General features: G+C 44.0%; 22 protein-coding genes and 1 tRNA gene. 16 read left to right on the plus strand and 7 right to left on the minus strand.

Annotated elements, in window-relative coordinates; translation table 11 throughout:
- Window positions 1-340: 340 nt before the first annotated feature.
- From PNUC_RS04515 to PNUC_RS04545, 7 genes are all read left to right on the plus strand, one after another.
- Complete coding sequence (locus PNUC_RS04515) at window positions 341-1,990, plus strand: efflux transporter outer membrane subunit (protein WP_048812087.1); 1,650 nt, start codon at window positions 341-343, stop codon at window positions 1,988-1,990.
- Entirely contained in the window at window positions 1,987-3,273 is a 1,287-nt protein-coding gene (locus PNUC_RS04520; protein ID WP_048812088.1) for an efflux RND transporter periplasmic adaptor subunit, read from the plus strand. Before PNUC_RS04515 ends, PNUC_RS04520 begins: the two co-directional genes overlap by 4 nt.
- Window positions 3,274-3,275: 2 nt before the next feature.
- Window positions 3,276-6,404 carry an efflux RND transporter permease subunit gene (locus PNUC_RS04525; protein WP_011902711.1) on the plus strand — a complete coding sequence of 1,043 codons (3,129 nt, stop codon included), beginning with the start codon at window positions 3,276-3,278 and terminating at the stop codon, window positions 6,402-6,404.
- Window positions 6,405-6,450: 46 nt separating this feature from the next.
- On the plus strand, window positions 6,451-6,951 hold the full coding sequence (locus tag PNUC_RS04530; protein ID WP_174249831.1) for a hypothetical protein: 501 nt from the start codon (window positions 6,451-6,453) through the stop codon (window positions 6,949-6,951).
- A 94-nt stretch (window positions 6,952-7,045) separates the two neighbouring features.
- Window positions 7,046-8,239 carry a CaiB/BaiF CoA transferase family protein gene (locus tag PNUC_RS04535; protein ID WP_011902713.1) on the plus strand — a complete coding sequence of 398 codons (1,194 nt, stop codon included), beginning with the start codon at window positions 7,046-7,048 and terminating at the stop codon, window positions 8,237-8,239.
- 13 nt (window positions 8,240-8,252) lie between these two features.
- Complete coding sequence (locus PNUC_RS04540; RefSeq protein WP_011902714.1) at window positions 8,253-9,182, plus strand: hydroxymethylglutaryl-CoA lyase; 930 nt, start codon at window positions 8,253-8,255, stop codon at window positions 9,180-9,182.
- 261 nt (window positions 9,183-9,443) lie between these two features.
- A complete protein-coding gene (locus PNUC_RS04545) occupies window positions 9,444-10,019 on the plus strand; it encodes a phasin family protein (protein ID WP_011902715.1) in 576 nt (191 codons plus the stop codon).
- 104 nt (window positions 10,020-10,123) lie between these two features.
- Here PNUC_RS04545 and PNUC_RS04550 read toward each other — a convergent pair whose 3' ends face one another.
- A complete protein-coding gene (locus tag PNUC_RS04550) occupies window positions 10,124-10,663 on the minus strand; it encodes a hypothetical protein (RefSeq protein ID WP_011902716.1) in 540 nt (179 codons plus the stop codon).
- 377 nt (window positions 10,664-11,040) lie between these two features.
- On the opposite strand from PNUC_RS04550, the gene PNUC_RS04560 reads away from it, so the two are divergent.
- Genes PNUC_RS04560 through PNUC_RS04580 form a run of 5 tightly spaced genes read left to right on the plus strand, consistent with a single transcriptional unit; the run spans window position 11,041 to window position 12,868 of the window.
- On the plus strand, window positions 11,041-11,337 hold the full coding sequence (locus PNUC_RS04560; protein WP_011902717.1) for a hypothetical protein: 297 nt from the start codon (window positions 11,041-11,043) through the stop codon (window positions 11,335-11,337).
- Between the two features lie 29 nt (window positions 11,338-11,366).
- Window positions 11,367-11,828 carry a Smr/MutS family protein gene (locus PNUC_RS04565; RefSeq protein WP_011902718.1) on the plus strand — a complete coding sequence of 154 codons (462 nt, stop codon included), beginning with the start codon at window positions 11,367-11,369 and terminating at the stop codon, window positions 11,826-11,828.
- 30 nt (window positions 11,829-11,858) lie between these two features.
- Window positions 11,859-12,215: a DUF883 family protein gene (locus PNUC_RS04570; protein WP_011902719.1), complete on the plus strand. Its 357-nt coding sequence runs from the start codon at window positions 11,859-11,861 to the stop codon at window positions 12,213-12,215.
- 6 nt (window positions 12,216-12,221) lie between these two features.
- Window positions 12,222-12,590: a phage holin family protein gene (locus PNUC_RS04575; protein WP_011902720.1), complete on the plus strand. Its 369-nt coding sequence runs from the start codon at window positions 12,222-12,224 to the stop codon at window positions 12,588-12,590.
- On the plus strand, window positions 12,587-12,868 hold the full coding sequence (locus PNUC_RS04580) for a YqjK family protein (protein WP_011902721.1): 282 nt from the start codon (window positions 12,587-12,589) through the stop codon (window positions 12,866-12,868). The genes PNUC_RS04575 and PNUC_RS04580 overlap by 4 nt, the downstream gene beginning before the upstream one ends.
- A 17-nt stretch (window positions 12,869-12,885) precedes the next feature.
- On the opposite strand, the gene PNUC_RS04585 is transcribed toward PNUC_RS04580, so the two are convergent.
- Window positions 12,886-13,404: an adenine phosphoribosyltransferase gene (locus PNUC_RS04585; RefSeq protein WP_011902722.1), complete on the minus strand. Its 519-nt coding sequence runs from the start codon at window positions 13,402-13,404 to the stop codon at window positions 12,886-12,888.
- An 11-nt stretch (window positions 13,405-13,415) separates the two neighbouring features.
- Here PNUC_RS04585 and PNUC_RS04590 point away from each other — a divergent pair, with 11 nt between their 5' ends.
- On the plus strand, window positions 13,416-13,973 hold the full coding sequence (locus PNUC_RS04590; RefSeq protein ID WP_011902723.1) for a phosphorylase family protein: 558 nt from the start codon (window positions 13,416-13,418) through the stop codon (window positions 13,971-13,973).
- Window positions 13,974-13,982: 9 nt separating this feature from the next.
- Entirely contained in the window at window positions 13,983-15,659 is a 1,677-nt protein-coding gene (locus PNUC_RS04595) for an AMP-binding protein (protein ID WP_011902724.1), read from the plus strand.
- Window positions 15,660-15,694: 35 nt separating this feature from the next.
- Here the strand turns inward: PNUC_RS04595 and PNUC_RS04600 are convergent, their stop codons facing one another.
- The 4 genes from PNUC_RS04600 to PNUC_RS04615 form a co-directional block, all read right to left on the minus strand.
- Window positions 15,695-17,443: an IlvD/Edd family dehydratase gene (locus tag PNUC_RS04600; protein WP_011902725.1), complete on the minus strand. Its 1,749-nt coding sequence runs from the start codon at window positions 17,441-17,443 to the stop codon at window positions 15,695-15,697.
- 85 nt (window positions 17,444-17,528) lie between these two features.
- Window positions 17,529-18,371, minus strand: a complete 843-nt coding sequence (locus PNUC_RS04605) for a transporter (RefSeq protein WP_143070032.1) — start codon at window positions 18,369-18,371, stop codon at window positions 17,529-17,531.
- 31 nt (window positions 18,372-18,402) lie between these two features.
- Entirely contained in the window at window positions 18,403-18,930 is a 528-nt protein-coding gene (locus PNUC_RS04610) for a hypothetical protein (protein ID WP_011902727.1), read from the minus strand.
- A gap of 8 nt (window positions 18,931-18,938) precedes the next feature.
- On the minus strand, window positions 18,939-20,243 hold the full coding sequence (locus PNUC_RS04615) for a peptidase U32 family protein (protein WP_011902728.1): 1,305 nt from the start codon (window positions 20,241-20,243) through the stop codon (window positions 18,939-18,941).
- 277 nt (window positions 20,244-20,520) lie between these two features.
- Between PNUC_RS04615 and PNUC_RS04620 the strand changes: the two genes are divergently transcribed.
- Window positions 20,521-21,105: a hypothetical protein gene (locus tag PNUC_RS04620; RefSeq protein ID WP_011902729.1), complete on the plus strand. Its 585-nt coding sequence runs from the start codon at window positions 20,521-20,523 to the stop codon at window positions 21,103-21,105.
- A 62-nt stretch (window positions 21,106-21,167) separates the two neighbouring features.
- On the opposite strand, the gene PNUC_RS04625 is transcribed toward PNUC_RS04620, so the two are convergent.
- Window positions 21,168-21,243, minus strand: a tRNA-Asn gene (locus PNUC_RS04625).
- Between the two features lie 21 nt (window positions 21,244-21,264).
- Here PNUC_RS04625 and thiD point away from each other — a divergent pair.
- Complete coding sequence (gene thiD, locus PNUC_RS04630) at window positions 21,265-22,146, plus strand: bifunctional hydroxymethylpyrimidine kinase/phosphomethylpyrimidine kinase (RefSeq protein WP_011902730.1); 882 nt, start codon at window positions 21,265-21,267, stop codon at window positions 22,144-22,146.
- The last annotated feature ends 3 nt before the right edge of the window (window positions 22,147-22,149 follow it).

Consider the following 22,149-nt stretch of genomic DNA (forward strand, 5'->3'; position numbering starts at 1 on the left):
TTCTTACCATCCCGCTTACCAGTGAAACATGGATTTTAGTAAGCTGAAATGGGTTGCTCGGGAGTAGGGTCTACCTTTTAAGCCATATGGGAAAAGGGTTTAATGGACATTGGTAGACTTGACAGGAGGGTCAAAATCTAGATCTCGTCTCCGCCAAGTATGTATCGAAAATAGGGCTCTCGAGCCATTTTTCTTTGCCCGTTAAACCAATGCCATAATGAGGAATTATTCATCCACCCTCAATATTGTCGGGTTGTAGAGGTGGTTGGGAATAATGAACCTACATACACTTTTAGCAATGTAATTTAGATTGATATGGTTTTGATGACCGAGTACTGGAATGTTGCCTAAAAAATCAATCATCTATCTATTCATTCTCGGCTGCACTTTAGTGTTGTCAGGTTGTTTTATGGTGGGACCAGATTTTTCAAGACCATCGGTGAAGGCTGGTGATCAATATCAGGCAACTGCGAAAACCCAATTTACAGAATCGCTGGGCGAAAACTCTAATCAAATTTTAGATCCCGTAGAGTGGTGGCAAAGTTTCAATGATCCTACCCTCAATGCATTACTCAAGCAGGCTGCGTCTCAAAACCTAACACTCCAACAAGCGGCTATACGAATCTATCAGTTACAGGCGCAACTTGGGGTAACTGATGCAACCATATTGCCAACCGTTGCGCTGAGTGGTTCTTATGCCAACACCCGCAATAGCAATTTGCAAGAAATTACCAATAGCCCCGGCAACCTGGTATTTAACAATGCCGTAGTTCAACTCAATTGGGAATTAGATTTTTGGGGTAAAGCTAGGCGCGGCATTGAAAGTTCTTTGAACTCCTATATGTCTGGAGTGGCTGCTTTTTATTCGGCTGATGTTTCTATTAGTGCGGACGTCGCAAATACCTATATCAATATCCGTAATAACGAAGAGCTGATCGCGGTCGCCACAACAAATCTTGCGCTGCAAAAGGAAAGCTTGCGTATTGCAGGCGCACGATTTAAGTATGGTGCGACCTCTATGTTAGATCTTAGCCAAGCCCAGGCGCAGTATGAGCAAACTAAGGCGCAGATCCCAGCTTTGATTGCGAGCCTCAAGAAAACACAACACGCCATGAGTATTTTATTGGGCGAACCTCCAGATTATTATGAGAAAACCTACGGCAATACCAAGGGTTCACTTAAGCCACCAACCGAGTTAGGCGTGGGTATGCCAAGGGATTTATTGCGCCGCCGCCCAGATGTACTACAAGCTGAATTTGCTGCGGCAGCCCAATCCTCTTTGATCGGTGTTAATAAAGCACAACTTTTCCCCACCTTTACCTTGGGGGGCAATTTTGGATATGCAAACTCTAATTTTGGTGGTGGATCTACAGGTAGTTTATTTAGCTGGGCGAATAACTCAACTGGTATTTCAGCCGGCCTCTCTTTACCCTTGTTTTATCGAGGCGCAATAGTCGATCAGGTACGCGTACAAGATGCCGTATTCCAGCAAAGTATTTTGGCATATCAAAATCTAGTTCTTAACGCGCAAAAAGAGGTTGAGGATTCCCTTATCGCAATTTCAACCTCTAAGAGTTCTGTGGAAGACTATACCCGCGGGGTTATTGCTGCCAAGAGTGCCGCTGATATGGCTTTAGAGCGATATAAAGCTGGCCAAAATGACTACAACACAGTGATCGTTGCTCAGCAATCATTATTGAGTATTCAAAACTCTTTAGTGCAAACAAAGTCCAACGAGCTTATCGGATATGTCGGCGCATTTAAGGCGCTAGGGGGCGGCTGGTCTGCTGATATGACGCCGCCTAAATTACCTGTAAGCACTGTTGCTGAAATGACTGAACGTACAGATTGGGGTAATGTCCTCACAAAGACTGGTGAACCGCTGAATGTTCAAACTGGCAAGTTGCTTCTGCCGAAACAAGATGCTCCCGCTGAAGGGCTAGCTCCAATTAAATCTACAACACCGACTCAGGGAAGTGCTGCGCCATGAAAGACTTTTTATTAAAAGCCAAACTTTTGCTGACGCAATTATGGGGCCATGTGCAGCCTTTGTTGACTAAATGTTGGGAGCGTCTGCAACCTTATTGGACCTTATTTTTGGCACGTTGGAATGCTTTATTAGAAAAGTTAAGTACATTCAAGATCCCAGTTATCAATAAACAGTTATCACCAAGAACTATTGGCATCTCCATCATCCTGATATTTGCCATCATTGTGGTGGTTTGCCTCAAATCATGCGGTAAAGGCGTTACTCGTGTCCCCATACCGGTTACTACGGCATTACCCCTTTCACAAGAAATACGCAGTTTTGCTACCTTCGATGGGGTTGTTGATCCTTATCTCACCGTTAATTTGGATGCGCGCGTAAAGGGCTATCTCACCAAAATTGGGTTTGTAGATGGCTCTATGGTGAAAAAAGATGATTTGTTGTTTGTTATTGAGCAAGAGCCTTATATACAAGAAGTTAAGCTTAAAAAAGCTATCTATGACGAAGCCAAAATTGAATACGGACGTCAAAAATCCTTGCTAAAAGAAAATGCAACATCTCAGGCGGCTGTTGATAAAGCTTTATCTCAGTATCAGCAGGCGGAGGCTAACTTAACCCTTGCTAAGATTAATTTAGGCTATACCGAAATTAGAGCTCCATTTGATGGACTAATGGGTAGACATTTATTGGATGTAGGTACATACCTAGACACTTCTACAAAAGGTGTACAGCTAGCAACCATCCAGCAGATTTCTCCCATATATGTGTATTTCTCAATCAATGAGCGAGAGTTCTTAAAGTTTCAGAAGGGCTTGGAGAACAAAGAAGAATATAAGGCTGAGGTGAATACCTTGCCGCTCTTTGTTGGTCTACAGAGTGAAAAAGGCTACCCACATGAAGGTATCTTAGACTACGCGGCAAATTTAATCTCTACAGAAACCGGCTCCTTGCAATTGCGTGGAATCTTTAAGAATGCTGACTATCAATTAATACCTGGGCTGTATGCACGTGTAATGGCCCAGTATGGCGAACCAAGACAGGCTTTATTGGTGCCCAATACCGCCGTGATGAATGATCAAGTTGGGAACTATGTCTTTATTTTGGATGAGGCTAAGCGGGCTCAACGCCAGGATATTTCCCTGGGACAGCGTTTTGAAAAGTACGTTGAGGTAACGAAGGGTTTGTCAGCGACCAGCCAAGTGGTGATTAACGGATTCATTAACTTAAGCGTTAATCAAGAAGCCAATCCGAAACAAGTAACCCTTGAAGCGATGATTCTTAAATAATCATGCTCTCTAAATTTTTTATCGAACGGCCAGTACTTGCCAATGTGATCGCCTTGATCATGGTGCTCATTGGGGGCGTCTGTATTTTTGGTTTGCCGATTTCACAATACCCCAATATCGTACCCCCAACAATTCAGGTCACCACTAGCTATCCAGGTGCAAGCGCTACTCTAGTACAGCAGTTAGTAGCAAGCAATATTGAAACCCAGGTTAATGGGGTGGATGGCATGCTTTACATGGAGTCATCTTCTACCGATAGTGGTAATTACACGCTAACGGTCACGTTTCAGGTTGGTACAGATCCTGAGTTGGCACAAGTGAACGTTCAGAACAGGGTGGCGATTGCATTGCCGGCTTTACCCCAGGCGGTACAAAAGCAGGGTGTCACAACTAAAACCCAGTCCACGGCTATTTTGCAATTTGTGACGCTAACCTCAACAAACCCTGATCACGATGGATTGTTTTTAAGTAATCTCGCAAACCTGAAGTTACAACAACGTTTAGCTCGAATACCGGGCGTGGCGGCAGCCAATGTATTTGGCGTGGGAAATTACAGTATGCGGATTTGGCTCGATCCTGCACAGCTGAAGATGCGTAATCTAATGCCAAGCGATGTGATCGCGGTCATTAATAAACAAAACGTATTGCTTACGTCTGGTCAAATAGGGGCGCCCCCAACACCACTTGGGCAAGATTTCCAATTAACGCTCAATGTTACGAGCGCAATGACCACGCCAGAGCAGTTCGGCAACATTGTTGTTAAGACTGGAACTAAATCCGATATTACCTATTTGCGGGATGTCGCCAGAATTCAGATGGGCAGCCAAAATTACAGTCAATTCTTTAAAATTAATGACAAGGCTGCGGGCGGCATTGCAATTTATCAAATGCCGGGTGCTAATGCGTTAGCTGTGGCTCAAGCAGTTCGTCAAGAAATGGAAAAAATCACCAAGACACTTCCCAAGGAGGTTGCTTGGGAAATTCCATTTGATACCACCATGTTTGTGCAGGCATCTATTCATGAGGTGTACAAAACCCTCTATGAAGCCGGTATCTTGGTTTTATTTGTCATTATTGTTTTCTTACAAAACTGGCGCGCTACCTTAGTACCCGCTACTACAGTGCCCGTGACAATTATTGGTGCTTTTGCCTGCATGGCTGCATTGGGTTTCACGATCAACCTTATCACCTTGTTTGCGATTGTGTTGTGTATTGGTATTGTTGTCGATGATGCAATTGTGGTGGTCGAGGCGGTTTCCAAGAAGGTGGAAGAGGGTGAGGATCCTAAGCAGGGTGCAATCGACGCCATGACGCAATTAATGGGGCCTATTATCGGCATTACCCTTGTATTAATGGCCGTCTTTTTGCCTGCCTCTTTTATCTCTGGTGTTACCGGTCAAATGTATCGGCAATTTGCCTTGGTCATTGCAGCTACCGCATTAATTAGCGGTATCAATGCAATTACTTTAAAACCAACACAAGCCGCGACTTATCTTAGACCCATTGATCCAAATGCAGTAAAGAATCAGTTCTATCAAAAGTTTGATCAGTATTTTGATCGCCTCTCCAGCTGGTATGAACATCAAATTCATAAGCTGATGAATAATCGGCCCAAAGCCATTGCATTTGGAGTTTCTATTATTGCTGCATCTCTCATTGGCCTGGCTATGATTCCCTCGGGATTTATTCCGAATGAGGATCAGGGCTATCTGCTTGTTTCGGTTACCTTACCTGATGCTTCATCTTTGCAGAGAACAGAGGAGGGAATGAAAAAAGCAGTGGATGTATTGCGAGAGATACCTGGCGTAGATAGGGTGGTTGTCATTGGCGGCATTAACCTTATTAATAACAGTAGCATCCAATCGAATACTGGCGGCTTATATGTCATCCTGAAACCATGGGATGTGCGCGGCAGAGGTGAGGGCTTGCGTGATGTTTATATAGCGATGAATGAACGTCTGAAGCAGGTGCAAGAACTCAAGTCTTTTGTACTTTTACCACCTGCCATACCAGGTCTCGGCTTATCCGGTGGCTTTTCAATGAGACTCATGCTTACTGATGGCAGTAATAATTTTGCAAAATTAGAAGCGGCTACATCACAATTTATCAGTGAAGCCCAAAAGCATCCAGAGGTCATGATGATCTTTACACCATTTCAAAACGATGTCCCTCAACTCCAACTCACATTCAATGTCGCTCGCGCCGAAACTGTTGGCGTGGCGATTGGGGATGCATATGAGGTATTGCAGTCCTATGTTGGGTCGACCTACGTCAATCAATTTTTCAAATACGGACAAACATATCAGGTGTATGTCCAGGCTGATGGTAAGTACCGGATGACTCCCGATCAGATCAGTCGGTTGTATGTCAGAAATAAGACTGGTGGAATGGTTCCCCTAGGATCTTTTATTGACATCAAAGAAGTTAATGGACCATCCTTTGTAAACCAGTTCCAGTTATATCCATCCGCTGCCATTTTGGGGGCCGCTAGTGATGGCTATAGCTCAGGTCAGGTGATGCAAGTGCTAGAAAACCTGGCTACACAAACCTTGCCAGATGGCGTCGCTTTTCAGTGGGAAGGCATGTCCTATCAAGAAAAGTTAGTGGGCAACACCATTGTCTTGATCTTCGGACTATCCATCTTATTGGTATACCTGGTTCTAGCAGCTCAGTATGAAACTTGGGTTGCCCCATTATCGGTGCTGACGGCTGTTCCCCTATCATTGTCGGGTCCGGTACTGGCGCTTGCCCTGACTGGTTTACCAAACAATATTTATGTACAAATTGGTTTGGTCTTGATGATTGCGCTTTCCTGTAAGAATTCCATTTTGATTGTTGAGGTTGCTCTGGAGTGCAAACATAAGGGAATGAGCTTTGTTGAATCTGCTTTGGAAGCATCTAAGGTTCGATTTAGGGCAATTGTCATGACCTCTATCGCCTTTATTTTGGGTGTCATGCCGTTAATATTTTCTAGTGGTGCTGGCGCTGCAGCTCGTATATCGCTTGGAATTACCGTATTTAGCGGCATGATTGCCTCTACCTGCCTAGCAGTCGCATTAGTTCCCGTCTTTTATGTCGAAATTGAAACCTTCTTTGAGAACCGCACCAAGAAAAAAGATATCAAGGTTTAATTGATCGGGTACGCGATAAAAATTAAATAAAAATATGAGGCGCAGAATGAAGTTTGCAAAATTAGGTTTAATATTTTTCTTTTTCCTGATGTTGAGTGGCTGCTCCGTATATATGGCTGCACACCAACCCTCTGAAAAGAATGTTGATCTATTTAAAATAGGTACACCGAAAAGTTTTTTAGTTGCAGAGTTTGGTCAGCCAACATCTACAGAAATTCGGGATGGAAAAAAATATGACATCTATCGCTTTACTCAGGGTTATAGCGGTGGTGCCAAAGCTGGACGTGCTTTCGCAGAAGGGGTAGCTGATGTCTTCACCCTAGGTATTGCAGAGGTCATCACTACACCAGTAGAGACAATTGCCGATGGTAATTTAGTTGCTTATGAAGTGAGCTACGATAAGAATGACTTAGTAGATCAAGTGATTTTGTTAACCGCTAATGGCTCTTTACCTCCACCAAGTCAGATAGCTATACCACAAGCACCCAGCACTCCGTCAGTTGCACCTGCTCCTAGTCCGCAGACAACAGTACCCAAGTCCCAATAGGCATACTTATGGATAATGGCTTTACCCTTCACGTATTAATGAACGGTACGAATTCAAAAGATTTAGCTATCTAAAAGCTACTTAAAAGGGTGATATGGAGCCATTATTTAATCTGAAGGTAGTTGAAATGGGGCAGCTTATCGCCGGTCCCTTTGCAGCCAAGACGCTGGCAGATTTTGGTGCTGATGTCATCAAGATAGAGCCGCCTAAGGTAGGCGATGCCTTGCGTAAGTGGCGTCTTCTTAAAGATGGAACTTCAATTTGGTGGCAAGTTCAGTCACGCAATAAACGTTCACTCTCTTTAGATTTAAAACAAGCCGAAGCACAAGATATTGTGCGAACTCTTTTAAAAGAAGCTGATGTCTTAATTGAAAATTTTCGCCCAGGCACTTTAGAGGGATGGGGCCTTGATCCAGAAAAGTTACTCGAACTCAATCCCAAGTTAATTGTTTTACGAATTAGTGGCTACGGTCAAACTGGCCCGTATCGTGACAAGCCTGGATTTGGAGTGGTAGCTGAGGCGATGGGTGGCTTACGCCACTTAACTGCCGAGCCGGGACGCGTGCCAGTGCGTGTAGGAATCAGTATTGGCGATACTCTGGCATCACTGCATGGAGTAATTGGTATATTACTTGCGCTTCAAGAGCGACACCAAAGCGGCAAGGGCCAGATTATTGATATCGCTTTATATGAAGCAGTCTTTAATTGTATGGAAAGTCTATTACCGGAATACAGTGCATTTGGTGAGGTGCGACAAGCTGCGGGTAGCGCGTTGCCCGGCATCGCCCCAACGAATGCCTATCTCTGTAGTGATGGTGGATACGTATTGATTGCTGGTAATGGCGATAGTATTTTCAAGCGCTTAATGACGGTAATAGGCCGAGAAGACTTAAGTAGTGATCCTGAGCTAGAAAATAATGATGGACGCGTTAAACGGGTTGCTGAGTTAGATCAAGCGATTGGTGAGTGGGCTAAATTACTGAATACTGACAAAGTATTGGCAGCGTTAGATTCAGTAGCAGTTCCAGCAGGACGTATCTATACAGTGGTCGATATTGCCAATGACCCACATTACAGGGCTAGAGAAAATATTCAAAGCATCAAAATGGCTGACGGGTCTACCCTAGATGTTCCAGGTGTAATACCTAAGCTATCTCGCACCCCGGGATCCATTAAGACACTAGCCCCTCAAATTGGTGAGAATACCGATGAAATTCTCAAAAGCATTGGTTTGAGCGAGTCACAGGTCGCTTCATTAAAAGAGCGCGGTGTCGCCTTTACTAAGTAGGCAGGGTAAATACATGAGCAGAATTTATTTTAATGATGTGGTGTGTAGGGATGGCTTTCAGATTGAGCCAAACTTTATACCTACTGAAGACAAAATTAAGTTGGTTGACGAACTGAGCCAATGCGGTTTCGCAAAAATAGAGGTGACTTCATTTACCTCCCCCAAGGCGATTCCAATGCTGCGTGATGCAGAAGAGGTGATGGGGAAGATTAAACGAGTCCCTGGCGTTGAATATACTGTTTTAGTGCCTAATCTACGTGGAGCCGAGAGGGCGTTTGAATCTCGTGCAGATGAATTTAATCTCGTGATGTCGACATCCGAAACACATAACTTAGCCAATCTACGGATGGGCAGAGAGAAGAGTTTTTTTGGTCTCGCTAAAGTGATTCAATATGTTGATGGAAAAGTACCCATCAACGTTTCTCTATCAACTGCATTTGGCTGCCCAATGGAGGGTGATGTTCCTCAAGAGGTGGTTGAGGATTATGTACAACGGTTCGCCGATCTAGGAGTTCGCGGCGTCACTATTTGCGACACAACGGGAATGGCCAATCCAGCACAGGTTTCCAAGATGGCAGAGTCTTTGCAAAAACGTTTTACCAACTTACAGCTCACACTCCATTTCCACAATACGCGTGGGATGGGTTTAGCGAATTTATTAGCGGCTGTTCAGTCGGGCATTACTCGTTTTGATGGATCTCTTGGTGGATTAGGAGGCTGTCCATATGCTCCTGGAGCAAGTGGCAATATCTCCAGCGAGGATGCCATTCATATGCTCGATGAAATGGGTTATGACACCGGAATCAATATCCCAAGATTGCTACAGCTAGCTCGTGAGCTACCGATGATTGTCCGTCATGATGTACCAGGGCAAATTGCTAAAGCAGGGCTTTCATGTGACTTGCATCCAGCACCAGCTTATGTAGACGATTTACGCAAATGAAATCAGCAAGCCCCCTCTAAAGGCGTCCAAATTCCCTTCCGGACCCCAATAATTTGCTTTTTTATATAAAAACCCTAGTACCGTTCTGCTTTTTATAAATAATAATATTCAATTAAAACAGGTACTTATACTGAATTAGAAGTTTTTTAGCGCTTATTTGTTGCTTTGCAACAAATAAATGTTGCACCACAACAAAATATTTTTTACAATGGTGCATCGCAACAAAATATAACCAATTTACTTAAGTTAGGAAAAATCATCATGTTTCAAAACCAATTAAATGACCAGATCGCTCAAGCTCAAGCTAAAGCTGTAGAGAACGCAAAACACTTGGCTCAAGTAGCTGTTGAAAGTGCACAAGAATTAGCTGAAATCAACCAAGCTGCTGCTAAAGATGCTTTGGCTGCAGCTCAAGATGCAAGCTCACAATTGTTGGCTATCAAGGATCCACAACAGTTATCTAAATTAGCTCAGCCTGAAGTTGCTCAAGAAGCTGCTAAGTATGCTGCTGCTTACCAAGCTAAAGTTAATAAAGTAGTTCGTAACGGTAACAAAGAAGTTGCTCAAGTAATCGATGCTTCTATCGATGACGCTCGTGATGACTTAGTTAAGTTCGTTAAAGAAGCTACTAAGACTGCTCCAGCTGGTTCAGAAGCTTTTGTTTCTGCATTCAAAACAGCATTTGAATCTTCACTTCAACAGTTTGACCAAGTTCGCGCTACAGCTACTGATGCTTTCGCTAACTTTGAGAAAAGTGTTGATGCTGCATTGGCTAACATTCAAGGTGGTCAATACGCAGTTGCAAAGCCAGCTGCTAAAGCACGCAAAACTGCTTAATTAGTTTTTCAGTATCAAAAAAACCGCCTTCGGGCGGTTTTTTCATTTGCACAATTTAAAAGACACATCCCACCAAAGCTAATACGGTAGGCCTTCCCGGGCTATTAGTTATTTGAGCCCTCTACAGCTTTTAGATAGCCTTGTAGATATTGAGGTGGAACATACAAGTCGCTTGTGATTCCAGATTGAGAAGAGATGCTGATTTGGAATCCCTTGTCTTTATGACTTTTTACGAAGTCCGCTGGTAGCTGAATAGAGAGTAATTCCCTAAAGATGCAGCCTCTAGCTTCACATCCACCAGCTTCTCGACCGACTACACTAAAGGTGGTGGCTGGATTGTTGTTTAAAGTTGCCGCATTGTAATAACGCCATTTAGAAAAATAGGTAAGCTGTACAAGCAGTTGATAGGAACTTACACCTTGGCTCGTTTTTTCTGTTTTGAGGTTAAACATCTCATAGGTATTGTTTCCATCTTCCGTGTTAATCGGAGGGCCTGCATAAGTCTTTGTTCCTGTTGATGTATTGGGCGTGATAACAGTGGCGTGATAAACGTCATTCACTTCCCATGAGCTAATTTTTTTGTCATTTTGGTTACAGGCGACTAGGCCAAAACTGAGTGCTATTAATAAAGCAATGCGGTACATAGTGGGCTCCTTAGATCCTCAAATAATACTATCGTCCGGCTGTAAACCTCATCTTTGTCCCAAAACCAGGGCCCAGCCTAGTCTGAAGCCGATTTTTTCCCTGATTTCTTATTAGGGTTTATCGCAATAAATTTACTATTATTCACAACTTCACAACTACAGAAGTTGTGATATAGTGTTGTCACTGGGAGATGAAATGAAGCGACAAATACCAAAAACACATCAAGCCTTGGATTGGATAGGCAAGGGCATGAGCGCAGCTCAAGCCGCTCGGAAGATGGAGATTTCAGAATCCAGTGTGTATGCAGCCCTCAGAAAAACGAAGGCAAAAGACAAAGGTTGTTGTCCAACGTGTGGTCATAAGATAAGGAATTAAGATGAAAAAAACTCTATTAGCAGTTGCCACTATTTCTGTTGCAGCATTTGCGTACGCAAACACCACTTCAGATTCCTCCGCTTTAGTTAATCAGCAGTGCAAGATATCGGCTGAGGCAGTGTCAACATTGAAGGGTTTGCGTTATGGCAATACTTCGATTCGTAAGGATGTAGCAACACTCATCAATCATCACCTGAAGACTCAAGAAAACCGTGATATGGCTCAAAAGACCATGAATCAAATGGTTGATGACAAAACAGCTGATGTTTCAGCTTTAGAGGGTAAGTACTGTTCTTAACCATTAATTTATTCAAGTAACGGGGTCTCATGATTCATATTGCTGAGTGCCCCGACTGCGGAAATACGCGAACATTATTTAATGAATGTCCGCATTGTGGAAGTGCGACTCCACCAATCTTGAGTGGGGATACGGTCGAGCTCAACATTAAACACGGGGCCCCAACAGTTGAGGAGGCTCTTGATCGTTTAACGGAAAATATCAGGCATTTTCAGGAATTAGGAATTAAGGCTATCGTCTTGATACACGGGTATGGGTCAAGCGGTGAGGGTGGCCGAATTAAATGGGCTATTCATGATGCTCTTGAGCACAATCGATTTGCTGATAGAGTTGAAGAGTACTATTTTGGGGAGCAGGTACCGTTTGGCAGCTCTGAATATCGACTCCTTCTAGAGCGACGACCCGGTTTAAAAAGATATTTGAAGCATTTTAAGGGTGGCAATGCTGGAATGACGGTCTTATTGCTGGGATCGGAGCGCAGAAGTGCTTAGAATAGAAACATCCATAAAGGAATAAATCTGATGACCACTAAAAAATCTGAGCATTTAGAAGAAGTCGAGCATGCTGCAATGAATAAGGTATCTGCAGGTGCAGATCAGCTTATTGGTGAATTTAAGTCTTTAATGGCTGACGCAGAAGCCTTAATTAAGGCTACAGAAGACCATCCTGGTGAAACTCTAAACTCAATACGCAATAAAGCCCTAGAAACGCTTACAAATGCCAAGGCAAGTTTGTCAGGGGTTGAGGGTAAGTTAGCCGATAAGGCAAGAGAAGTTGCTGATGGTGCTGATGACTTTGTTCACCGTAACCCCTGGGAAGCTGTTGGGGTAGCAGCAGGCGTCGGTCTATTGCTTGGTCTTTTTATGCGTCGTCGCTAGGACCTTATGTCACAAGAAAATTTACTTTCTTCAATTAAAAGTCTGGCAGCCACTGGCGCGTCTATTGCGCAATCACGTTTAGAACTTCTTTCTGTTGATGTGCAAATTCATAGAAGCAAGATCATTCGCTTGATGGTAATGATTGTTTGCGCGTTATTCTTTTTATTTTTTGGCTTAGTGATGTTTTCATTGCTGATAGTTATTTATAGCTGGGAAACTGATCGCATGCTTGCATTGAGCATCCTGTCTATTGGTTTTATATCTGTGGGGCTGATCATGTCTTTGCTCATTGTTCAATCCTTACGCACAATGCCAAAACTGTTTGAGGCATCCATTGCCGAATTCGCTAAAGATAGAGAAGCACTCGATAAATGAGTCAGACCTTAAAGGAGCTTGAAGAGCGCCGTAAATTGCTTCAATCGCAATGCGCCCATGAGCGTAAGGCATTTGCTGAACACTTTGAGCCGTGGGAAAAGCCTCTGTCGTGGGCTGATAAGGGTATTGATGCTATCCATTTTCTGAAAAGCAACCCGCTACTTTGGACAAGTGCATTTGCAGCTTTGGCGCACTATAAGCCAAAACTAGCGAGTAAGACTCTTGCTTTGGGATGGGGTGCAGTAAAAGTTCTTAAAGGCGTTAAAAAGCGAGTCTAGTTTTCAGTCGTCAAGCCTTAACTACGTAATACCGATTTATGGTGAATGTGGTTTTTCTCTAATTGCTCGCTACCGTTTAGTACGGCAATCTCTAGCAAAGTGATGGCGCCGCTAACCTGAAAGCCGGCACTGCGAAGCAATTTATCAGCTGCGATCAATGTGCCGCCAGTTGCCAATACATCATCAATCAAAAGTACCTTTGCATTTGTGGGAAGAGTGGACTGTTGGATCTCTAATGAGTCTGATCCGTACTCTAAGCCGTATTGCTCTCGGTGACTTGCCAATGGCAACTTATTGGGCTTTCGGGCAATCGCAAAGCCTTTATGGGCATGGTGAGCGAGCGCAGACCCAAATATAAAGCCTCTGGACTCAATGCCTAGAATATGGGTATAGTCAAATGTCTTTGCCAGGGCATCTAATTGGGCTATGGTCTCTTTAAATGCTGCAGGATTGGCTAACAAAGGGGAGATATCTCTAAAGAGAATTCCAGGCTTTGGAAAATCCGGCACACCAGGTAGATAATCTAATAAATTCATTATTGGTAACCATGACAACAGAATTACTTATTATCACTGCATTAGAAACCGAGCTCAAGCGCGATGCATTGCCATCGGGTGTGAGGCTAGTCTACTCAGGTGTAGGCAAAATTAATGCCACTATTGCTAGTGTGAAGGCAATTCATGAGCATAAGCCTGCACGCATTATTAATTTTGGAACTGCAGGCAAGATTAATACCCAAGTAAATGGTTTGCTAGAGATAGGTAAGGTGATCCAGCGCGACATGATTACAGAGCCCCTTGCTCCAAGGGGGCAAACTCCATTCTGCAATAGACCGTCTGAATATATTTCATCCGGTCAATTTGTCTGTGGGTCGGGGGATAGCTTTGTGACTACGACTGACCCCTGGTTGTTCAGTAAGGGGGTTGATGTAGTCGATATGGAGTTATTTGCAATCGCTTTTGTTGCCAGCAATCATGACATACCTTGGCAATCTTATAAATACATTACTGATGATGCTAATGAGAATTCTGGCAATGATTGGCAGGAGAGGGCTCACCATGGTCAGGAACTCTTTTTACAAGAGCTAAAGCAGCTGCTCAGTTAATGACTCTGCATGTATATGAATCCCTCTAGGTCTTGGCATCAGAACTATCCAGAAGGAGTACCAAGCGAGATTGGTCCGCTCAGTCATGCTTCCGTAGCAGATTTTCTGACAGAATGCTTTGGGCATTTCGAAAATCGTAAAGCAGTTGAGGCAATGGGAACGTACTTTTCCTATCGCGAACTGGATCGTTTATCACTAAACTTTGCAGCGTATTTGCAAACTCTAGAACTTGAGAAGGGTGCACGGGTTGCGCTCATGTACCCAAATGTCATTGAGTATCTGGTGGCCATGATTGGTACCTTGCGCGCAGGGTATGTGGTCGTCAATATCAACCCACTTTATACCTCTAGAGAGCTGGAATCTCAACTTTTAGATAGTGGTGCTTCTGTTCTAGTGTTGATGGAGAACTTTGCGGCTACTTATGAACAAATTGCCGAGCAGGTTACTTTAAAGAAGGTGCTTGTTAGTAGCCCCGGAGAGCTTTTGGGTCTTAAGGGTGTCATTGTGAACTGGGTTGCACGCAATATTAAGCACCTCATTCCAGAATGGAGTTTTCCATGCATCCACCTGAAAGAAGCTTTAAAGATTGGCAGTCAGCATCAGTTTGTGCAACCCCAGATTGGCTTAAACGATATTGCTTTTTTGCAGTACACCGGCGGTACTACGGGTGTCTCTAAAGCGGCTGTCTTATTACACCGAAATATTCTTTCTAATGTCTTACAAATTGAAACGTGGCTTAGACCTGGCCTCAAGCATCAAAGTCATCAACAATTGCAGTTTCTATGTGCTCTGCCAATGACTCATATTTTTGCATTGACAGCATGTGCACTGTTAGGAATTTCACAAGGCGCTTTATTGGTTTTGGTTGCAAATCCTCGGGACATTGATGGCTTTATTAAGTTATTAAAAAAACATCCGGGAATTAATATTTTCCCTGGCGTGAATACCTTATTTCATGCGCTTGTACATCGGCCAGAATTTAAACAAGTAAAACTTCCGAACTTAATGATCACTATTGGCGGGGGGATGGCAGTTCATAAAACTACCGCTGATCATTGGCAGGCTTTAACTGGTGTTCCTATAGCTCAGGGCTATGGATTATCGGAAACATCGCCTGTCGTTTGTGTAAATAGCCCACTAGAAAAGCATTTCACTGGCCATATTGGCGTGCCGATGCCAAGTACTGACATTGTGATTTTGGACGATGATGAAGTTGAGTTACCACAAGGCACTCCTGGCGAAATAGCAATTAAAGGCCCTCAGGTCATGGCCTGCTATTGGAATAAGCCAGAAGAGACGCGCCACTCTATGACAGCCGATGGCTACTTTAAATCAGGTGATATAGGACTCATTACCCCAGAGGGGTTCATACAAATTGTCGATCGTAAGAAAGACATGATAGTAGTGGCGGGATTTAAAGTATTTCCGAATGATGTGGAGGATGTGCTTACAGGCATGCCTGGTATTCGAGAGTGTGGCGTTATTGGCGCACCTCATCGCAAGCTAGGCGAGATTGTGAAAGCCTATATCGTCAAAGACAACCACCACTTAAGTGAGTCGGATGTGATGCAGTACTGCAAAGAGCATCTCACCAGCTTTAAGAGGCCTAGAAGGATCATCTTTGTGCATCAACTTCCCAAGTCCAATGTTGGGAAAATCTTACGTCGCGAACTAAGGAATCTCTAAGTTAGAAATTGAGCATCTAACTTAAGCTATTCTCTTTATTTACTCGGCGTCTTACCAACTATCTTAGCGGCTCTTAAGAAATCAAAATCCACGCCTTGATCTGCTTGCGTCACCGTGTCTAGGAATAGCTTCTTATAGCCACGTTCCGCTGTAGGAGGAGTAATTGGATTCTCCTGTATACGCTTAGCCATTTCAGCCTCAGAAATCAAAAGACTAATTTCTCGATTTTTCACGCTCAAACGAATACGATCCCCATTGCGCACTTGCGCTAAAGGCCCGCCGATAGCTGACTCAGGGGTGACATGCAACACAATGGTTCCAAAAGCGGTGCCACTCATGCGACCATCAGAAATGCGCACAATATCTTTGACGCCAGCGCGGGCTAGTTTCATCGGAATTGGAATATATCCAGCCTCAGGCATGCCAGGCGCACCTTTGGGCCCAATGTTTTTCAAAACAATAATGTCCTCTGCTGTGACATCTAAGTCAAGGCTATCAATACGATTAGCCAAATCCTCCGAGTTTTCAAAAACAACTGCTCGGCCCTCATGTTCCATGAGTTTTTCATTCGCAGCAGATTGTTTAATGATGGCGCCACCTGGTGCTAAGTTGCCATGCAATACAGCAATACTGCCGCGCGGATATATTGGGTTATCAATTTTACGCACCACATCTTGTTTGAAGCTGGGCGGGCCTGCATCAATTTCTTCGCCTAGCGTTCTACCGCTGACGGTTAATGCATCTAGTTTGAGGAGTGGCTTTAGTTCACGTAGGAGGGCTGTCATGCCACCCGCATCATGAAAGTTTTCCATATAGTGATCGCCCGAAGGCTTTAAATCAACCAAGACAGGAGTTTCATTACCCATTTTATCTAGAGCATCCAGATCAATTTCAAGGCCCATACGCCCAGCAATAGCTGCTAAATGAACAATGCCGTTAGTTGATCCGCCAATCGCTAGCAATACGCGCATCGCATTTTCAAATGCATCTGCGGTTAAGATTTTGTCGATCGTTAAACCTTCTTTAGCCATTTTGACGGCGCAAGTTCCCGTTTCTTCGGCAACTCGAATACGGTCAGCTGTTACGGCAGGTGGGGTTGCGCCACCGGGCACAGTCATACCTAAAGCTTCTGCAATACAAGCCATGGTGCTGGCTGTGCCCATCACAGAACAAGTACCAACGCTAGCTACGAGTTGATCATTTACTTCATCTTTTTCAATCTCATCAATTTCACCAGCGCGAAATTTACCCCAGTAGCGACGACAGTCAGTGCAGGCGCCTACACGTTCATTGCGATGCGATCCAGTCAACATTGAACCAGTGATTAATTGAATCGCCGGTAATCCTGCCGATGCGGCCCCCATCATTTGTGCCGGCACAGTCTTATCGCATCCACCAATCATGACAACGGCATCCATTGGTTGAGCTCGCAACATTTCTTCGGTATCCATGGACATGAGATTGCGCAGATACATACTTGTCGGCGCTGCAAAACTTTCATGAATCGAGATTGTTGGAAATTCCATCGGTAAACCACCCGCCAACATCACACCACGCTTTACGGCTTCAAGTAATTGCGGCATATTGCCGTGGCAGGGGTTGTAGGCGCTTCCAGTATTGATAATTCCAATGACTGGGCGATCTAAGGCGCTATTGGTATATCCCGCACCTTTAATAAAAGCCTTACGCAGAAATAAAGAGAAGCCTTTATCGCCATAACTGGTTAAACCTTTGCGTAATCCAGTCTCAGTTCCATTTTTAGAATCGTTAGGCTTTGAACTCATATGCGTCTCGTATAGTTATTAGTATGAATAAAGTTTTTAGTACTTTATATATTTTTACAATTGTAGCGATAGCAGATGCATTTGGCTAAGGCCAGCCACCCCAACGATACTGCCATGAAATACCTACAGCGTTATAGTCAGTGTTGGTTCTTGAATAAATGCCGGTACTTCCAGTTAGTCGTATCGAATTTTGTTTATCAATTGGGTAGGAAAGGGTGGTGCCAAAGCGCCAGTTCTCTTGAGTGCCACCTGCAGCCATACCATTGACATAGGTTTGACCACCCGTGAAATACGTGGCATCCGCAGAGATCCATGCGGTATTGGGGAAGTAGTAAATCACGTGGGTTTCAGCAGAATAAATGGGGTTTTGGGTAAGCGTATTACTTCCCAAAAAACTGGTATTGCTGGTGTAGATTGATGCCATGCCAGCCAGTTCAAGGCGCCATGGACCCACCGCCTTTGATGCACCAAATCCCGGTTGAATGACTGATCGATTAGCACCCACGTTAACTAATTGACTGTTGTTGTATTGTCCCCAAGGTATAGTGGCGGCCAAACTAGCGCCAATAATTAAATCCTGTTCATACCCTTTAAATTGCTCGATGGATAAGGCGGGCGCTCCATATAAATTGACTGAAGCTTTAATCATCGGGTCAGATAGACCTTCTGCGGACGCATTAATTGCTTGTCCACCTACAGACCCAGTACCAGAGAGCTGAGCAAACGGAACTACGAGCGTAAGCCTTCCCGATTGCCCAAAAACATCTAGAACATGAGTAAGGCTTGCCGCTTCGGTTGTTATTGTGTATGCACCGCTTTTAGCTTGCGCAATACCGCCTGTGAGGAAGTTCATGTTGATTGGCGCATTGGAATATGCACGCGCCTCTATTTCTTGGGCTTGAATTTGTTGGGCAAATAAGCCAAACAAACATAGCCAAAAAAATCTCAAAACCAACAACTTACTTTTTTCTGCCAAAGAGTAATGCGGATGTGAACTCAGAGCCTAAAGCAAGTTCCATGCCCATAAAGACGAGGTATGGCCAGACTATTAACCAATAGACGATAGACATTGCCACGACCTTTAACGGATTGGAACTACCAAATTCAGTCATTGAGATGAGAAATTCTTTGCCATCGATTAGGCCGCGTACCCCAGCTTCCAAGTAATTTAAGGCTAAGACAATAACAAGGTAAACCAAAGACTCGATGAGTAGGGAACGCAAAATACCATGACCCACTTTTACCTTAATGGGAAAGATGGCTTGACCAATAAGCAAAAATTTCGCGCAAAAGGCTGCTTTAATTAACGCAAAGCCAAACATAGATAAAGGAATAGGTCTTTCATCTAGGATGGTGGCGGCTAAAAAGGAGAGTGCACAGAACCAGGTGCCAAAATAGAGGGTGAGGGCAAAAGCCTCTTTTACTTCCTCAATTGCTTTTTGTTTAAGCGTGAGTGGTATCGGCTTATCTTGAGTGTTCGTATTCATTAAATTGATCAACCGCAAGTTGCGCAGGCGCTTTCAGTTTCAACAGGCGCAGGCTCATTGGTGTAGCGTGCAATGTAGGCTTTCTGACCTTTAATTTTTAACGGAATCCAAACAAAGTGACCTGATCCTGGTGCAACAGTAATGGGTTCGCCACTCATATTCCACATGGCATCGAGTACTAGATCTTGATTGCCTTTAGGATCAAGAATTTCTAGCTTATCACCTACTGAAAAACGATTCTTGACATCCACTTTGACGCGACCATTTACTTCGTCAACCTCTAAAGTTTCTCCAACATATAGACTTCTACCCGAGAGAGAGTAACCACGCATATAGAGTTGATATTCTTTATCGTGATGACGCTCATAGAAGCCGTCGGTATAACCACGATTGGCTAATCCCTCTAAATTACCTAGTAATGCGGTATTAAATGGTCGCCCAGCAACAGCATCATCAATAGCAGCACGGTAGGCTTGAGCGGTGCGAGCAACATAATAGGGTGATTTTGTACGACCTTCAATTTTGAAAGAATCTACTCCCATCGCAGTCAGTTTCTCGATGTGTTCAATAGCGCGTAAATCTTTAGAGTTCATGATGTAGGTGCCATGCTCATCCTCTTCCATCGGCATCAAATCATCAGGCCTTTTAGCTTCTTGTAGTAACACTACATCTCCACTTTGATTTTGTTGACCTGGCTTTACTTTGTAGTCCCAGCGGCAAGCATTAGTACATGCGCCTTGATTAGAGTCGCGGTGAGACATATAGCCGGAAAGTAAGCAGCGACCAGAGTAAGCAATACACAGCGCACCGTGTACAAAAACTTCAAGTTCCATTTCTGGACAGTCTTGACGTACTTCTTCGATTTCATCAAAAGAAAGTTCACGAGACAAAATAACGCGGCTTATACCAACAGAACGCCAGAACTTTGCAGATGCTCCATTGACTGTATTGGCTTGAACGGATAAATGAATAGGCATATCAGGCCACGCTTCTCTTGCCATCATGATGAGGCCAGGATCTGACATGATGATTGCATCAGGTTTCAATGCAATGACTGGGTCCATATCCTTAATATAGGTACGCGTTTTACCACCATGCGGCAATAAGTTAGATACTAGATAAAACTTTTTACCTAAGTCATGGGCGGTATCGATTCCCTGTTTAAGAACCTCAATCTTGCCAAAGTCATTGTTGCGTACGCGTAGCGAATATCGCGGTTGACCTGCATAAATTGCATCGGCACCAAAATCAAAAGCGGTGCGTAACATTTGGAGGCTGCCGGCAGGGGCTAGGAGTTCAGGGATTTTTTTCATGGCCCTATTTTAATAGGGAGCCCCGTTTTGTGTAATTTAGATTTAAAACCCAAAAAAAGCCTTATTTATGGTGGATATAGGCTTAAATTGGTTGCCACACCAGAATCTAAAAAGGAGAAAGAATAGCGTCAAATACCATCATTTAATCTAGCTGCTAAGCTGTTTATGGGTCAATGAAGAGTATCCTACTCGGACTGTGGAGAGCATTGTAGTAATGAACGGGGAGCCTTCCCTTTGACTTTTCACCCTAAATTGAAGGCATCAACGAAAGAATGCAATGACAAAACTGACATCTAAACCCATCCTTAAAAAAGCTAGCGCTATATTGGCTCAAGAGTTTGCAATACCTAAAGATATTGCGTGGGCATGGGTCACTTTATTGCTCTCGCAAGAAGAGCAGAAGCGCGATAGCGAAGAAAAACGTTACAGCCGCATTGCAGAATTTGAAGCTTGGATTTTGGAATTAAGTTTACCAACTGACCCTAAAAATTCTGAGAGCGGTGCAGTGAGTCCAGAGGCTGTGAAAAATTCTGCAAGAAATGTATTTGAGTGGCCCCATGAATACATCTTCGAAGAGCCGGTAGCACCAAAACATCCTGACTCCAAGGTCACCTATAGCGATACGATCACTCAGCCCATTTTGGATGCTGTTAAAGATGCTGGCGGATCAGAAGATCGGGCGGCGCTAATTTCCATCTTAGAGGGTTACGCAAGAGAGGGTATGGAGCCTTTCGCTAATGTCACACCAGAGGGTATTGAATGGAAAGGCACTGCTTGGACAGAGGGTGATAAATACCATCTTCTGACTATTAAGACTCTCAATAATCGCTTGGCTAATCTGCGAAAGAAGGGTTTGATCTAAGGCGACCATTTCGCCCGAGCCACAAAAGAAAAAACCACCTAAAAAGGTGGTTTTCTTGCATCTGGCTCCTCGACCTGGGCTCGAACCAGGGACCTACGGATTAACAGTCCGGCGCTCTACCAACTGAGCTATCGAGGAATAAGCCGATATTATAGCAAGATGCAATCACTTCTTCCCACTTCTATACAGATCCCTAAAGTATTGACCATTGCTGGGTCCGATAGCGGCGGCGGGGCGGGGCTTCAAGCCGACCTCAAGGTGATTACAGCCCTAGGTGGATATGGAATGTCCGTCATTACCGCCATAACTGCCCAAAACACTTTGGGAGTGACGCGGATTCAGGATGTCGACCTTGATGTCGTTGAGGCTCAGATTGATGCCGTTTTAATGGATATTGGTGCTGATATTGTCAAGATAGGAATGTTAGCCAGCCCGGAAATAGTGCGAACCGTAGCCAAAGCTCTGCGTCGTCATGGCGTCAAAAGAATCATTTTGGATCCAGTACTGAGGGCAACATCAGGGGCGAGTTTAGGCGGTGATGACACTGCCCAAGCGATGATTGCTGAATTGTTTCCAATCGCTTCACTCGTTACGCCAAATTTAGAAGAAGCCTCTCTATTACTAGGAAGAGAAATTAGCGGGCCAAATGATTTCAAATTAGCTGCACAAGAACTGCTTGATATGGGGCCTCAAGCGGTCCTTATTAAAGGTGGACATCTCGACTCGACGCATACACAAATAACGGATTTCCTAATGTGGAGAAGCGTTGAAGATGAATTAGAAGTAATTCTGACAAAAGAATTTAAGCACTATCGCGTGAACACAATCAATACACATGGAACGGGTTGTACTTTAGCTTCCGCTATTGCTACTTACTTGGCTGATGGACATGATTTACTGCACTCAGTTGCTAAAGCCATTGCTTATGTAGAGGCTGGCCTAGAAGCCGGGCGCTTTTTAAGTATTGGCGAGGGGCCAGGACCGCTCTGGCATATGCATGATTTCTACCCAACTGCATTGGCAAAAGAAAAAGGTATTTAAGAA

This window comes from Polynucleobacter asymbioticus QLW-P1DMWA-1, from assembly GCF_000016345.1.
GTDB lineage: Bacteria > Pseudomonadota > Gammaproteobacteria > Burkholderiales > Burkholderiaceae > Polynucleobacter > Polynucleobacter asymbioticus.

Coding starts and splice junctions, on each gene's coding strand:
- PNUC_RS04590 (WP_011902723.1), top strand. CDS start 13,416: ATGACAACAGAATTACTTATTATCACTGCATTAGAAACCGAGCTCAAG.
- PNUC_RS04525 (WP_011902711.1), top strand. CDS start 3,276: ATGCTCTCTAAATTTTTTATCGAACGGCCAGTACTTGCCAATGTGATC.
- PNUC_RS04595 (WP_011902724.1), top strand. CDS start 13,983: ATGTATATGAATCCCTCTAGGTCTTGGCATCAGAACTATCCAGAAGGA.
- PNUC_RS04530 (WP_174249831.1), top strand. CDS start 6,451: ATGAAGTTTGCAAAATTAGGTTTAATATTTTTCTTTTTCCTGATGTTG.
- PNUC_RS04620 (WP_011902729.1), top strand. CDS start 20,521: ATGACAAAACTGACATCTAAACCCATCCTTAAAAAAGCTAGCGCTATA.
- PNUC_RS04570 (WP_011902719.1), top strand. CDS start 11,859: ATGACCACTAAAAAATCTGAGCATTTAGAAGAAGTCGAGCATGCTGCA.
- PNUC_RS04550 (WP_011902716.1), bottom strand. CDS start 10,663: ATGTACCGCATTGCTTTATTAATAGCACTCAGTTTTGGCCTAGTCGCC.
- PNUC_RS04600 (WP_011902725.1), bottom strand. CDS start 17,443: ATGAGTTCAAAGCCTAACGATTCTAAAAATGGAACTGAGACTGGATTA.
- PNUC_RS04615 (WP_011902728.1), bottom strand. CDS start 20,243: ATGAAAAAAATCCCTGAACTCCTAGCCCCTGCCGGCAGCCTCCAAATG.
- PNUC_RS04515 (WP_048812087.1), top strand. CDS start 341: ATGTTGCCTAAAAAATCAATCATCTATCTATTCATTCTCGGCTGCACT.
- PNUC_RS04540 (WP_011902714.1), top strand. CDS start 8,253: ATGAGCAGAATTTATTTTAATGATGTGGTGTGTAGGGATGGCTTTCAG.
- PNUC_RS04520 (WP_048812088.1), top strand. CDS start 1,987: ATGAAAGACTTTTTATTAAAAGCCAAACTTTTGCTGACGCAATTATGG.
- thiD (WP_011902730.1), top strand. CDS start 21,265: ATGCAATCACTTCTTCCCACTTCTATACAGATCCCTAAAGTATTGACC.
- PNUC_RS04580 (WP_011902721.1), top strand. CDS start 12,587: ATGAGTCAGACCTTAAAGGAGCTTGAAGAGCGCCGTAAATTGCTTCAA.
- PNUC_RS04545 (WP_011902715.1), top strand. CDS start 9,444: ATGTTTCAAAACCAATTAAATGACCAGATCGCTCAAGCTCAAGCTAAA.
- PNUC_RS04535 (WP_011902713.1), top strand. CDS start 7,046: ATGGAGCCATTATTTAATCTGAAGGTAGTTGAAATGGGGCAGCTTATC.
- PNUC_RS04585 (WP_011902722.1), bottom strand. CDS start 13,404: ATGAATTTATTAGATTATCTACCTGGTGTGCCGGATTTTCCAAAGCCT.
- PNUC_RS04575 (WP_011902720.1), top strand. CDS start 12,222: ATGTCACAAGAAAATTTACTTTCTTCAATTAAAAGTCTGGCAGCCACT.
- PNUC_RS04610 (WP_011902727.1), bottom strand. CDS start 18,930: ATGAATACGAACACTCAAGATAAGCCGATACCACTCACGCTTAAACAA.
- PNUC_RS04560 (WP_011902717.1), top strand. CDS start 11,041: ATGAAAAAAACTCTATTAGCAGTTGCCACTATTTCTGTTGCAGCATTT.
- PNUC_RS04565 (WP_011902718.1), top strand. CDS start 11,367: ATGATTCATATTGCTGAGTGCCCCGACTGCGGAAATACGCGAACATTA.